At 54.8% G+C, this 1,553-nt stretch carries 1 protein-coding gene; it reads left to right on the plus strand.

Features of this window, described 5'->3' with window-relative positions; genetic code table 11:
- Nucleotides 1-854 (plus strand): PD-(D/E)XK motif protein (locus OCGS_RS03340; RefSeq protein ID WP_040610442.1); only part of this gene is annotated, 854 nt, incomplete at its 5' end.
- Nucleotides 855-1,553: the final 699 nt, after the last annotated feature.

Here is a 1,553-nt window from a genome sequence, read left to right on the forward strand (position 1 = left end):
CCCAAGCCTTTCCTGCGCTTCTGCTTCCCGCCCGCGTGGATGACCTCCGACCCGACATCACGTTGCGCGCAGTCGATGCCTTGTTCTCCCGCACCTGCGTCATCGACACGGACACGCCAGACGCGCATGAGGGATGCTACTCGCTTATCCGCCTAAAGGAGAGCGACCCGGCAATTGTCCGCCTGTTTCTGAGAGTCCTAGAAGAAAGCTTCTGCACCACGAGCCCGCCAACCACCAACGCCGAGATTGCCGCTCGTATACAGCAAGTTGCGGCACTTTTCAGCCGGATCGAAGACAATACTCGTGATCTTATTGGCCTCTGGGGCGAGCTTACTGTTATCGCCCATGCACAGAACACCGACGCCGCAGTACAGTCCTGGAGTACTCGCAAAACTGCCAAGTATGATTTTGTTGCAGAGCACTTCGTACTGGACGTGAAGACCACATTAAAATCTGTTCCGCAGCATCGATTTTCGCTTGATCAACTTCGACCATCGGGCTCATTTGAAGCCTATATCGCTTCACTCTGTGTGATCGAAGTGCAAAGCGGACAAACGGTTGCCGAGCTTATGGAGACACTCGCGGCCAGGATTTCAGATAATGAACTGCGCAGCGCTTTCTTGATTCAGTGCCTCACCAAGGGTGGCCGCGACTTGTACCGCAGTGATTTGGCCCTTCAGACCTACCCGGACAACGCTTCACTGAGCATCTTTCGGGCAGAGGAAATCCCTGTGCCGCACGTGCGTGCGAGTGACCCAATTGAAAACATTCGCTTTGACGTTGATCTTTCAGAAATCGTACCGCTACCAGATCAATACCGCACATCAATTCTGAGGTTTGAGCTTACCGAGTGATTTCCCAAGACATCAGCGTGTCTCGACGGAAGATCTTTAGCCTGTCATTGGCAACAAAACCAAGGCTTTATTCATCATTTCATCTCTCCATCTCGACGCGGCCGTGCCGGATTCAGAGGACAAGGCCGTCTAGTGCTCCAGCGCGTATGCCAGGCCTTTACCAAGGTAAGATTACGTCGAGATACGAGATACCCGCCGTTTCAACCATTCGTGCAGGTCTTCGACAAACCGCAACGCGTGCGCCAGACGGTCGGCCCGGCGCTCCAAGTGGCTGGCGGTTGATGGCCTTCTCGATGGCGCCGAGTGCCGCGGTGCGCTTGATTTTTCATGATCTGGCATATCCGCTTGTGGTTCGTCAGCGGCTCGCCTCTGGCGCAAAGAAATGTCCGTCAGAGAGCTCCAGAAGCAGAGGACGGTACCTGCTATGACCTGAGAAGCTTCGATGCCAGTCGCGCCAGGCCCAATCGCGACCCCAATCCAAGCACTTTCGAAGGCTAGTATTTTTTTGTTGTTGTTCAATTACTTGAAGAAAATGCACCAAATCCACGCAGTCATGAGGTCCGGAGAATGTCGACCCTGAGAGACCGCTTCCAGGCCACCTGGCGCCGGGGCCAGTGCTCAGCCCCATCGGCATAACCCTCGAAAACAACGGAAAAATCCGGCCGCAGCCGGATCGGGAGAAAGCTTTCGCGAGGGCAA

This window comes from Oceaniovalibus guishaninsula JLT2003, assembly GCF_000299575.1.
GTDB lineage: Bacteria > Pseudomonadota > Alphaproteobacteria > Rhodobacterales > Rhodobacteraceae > Palleronia > Palleronia guishaninsula.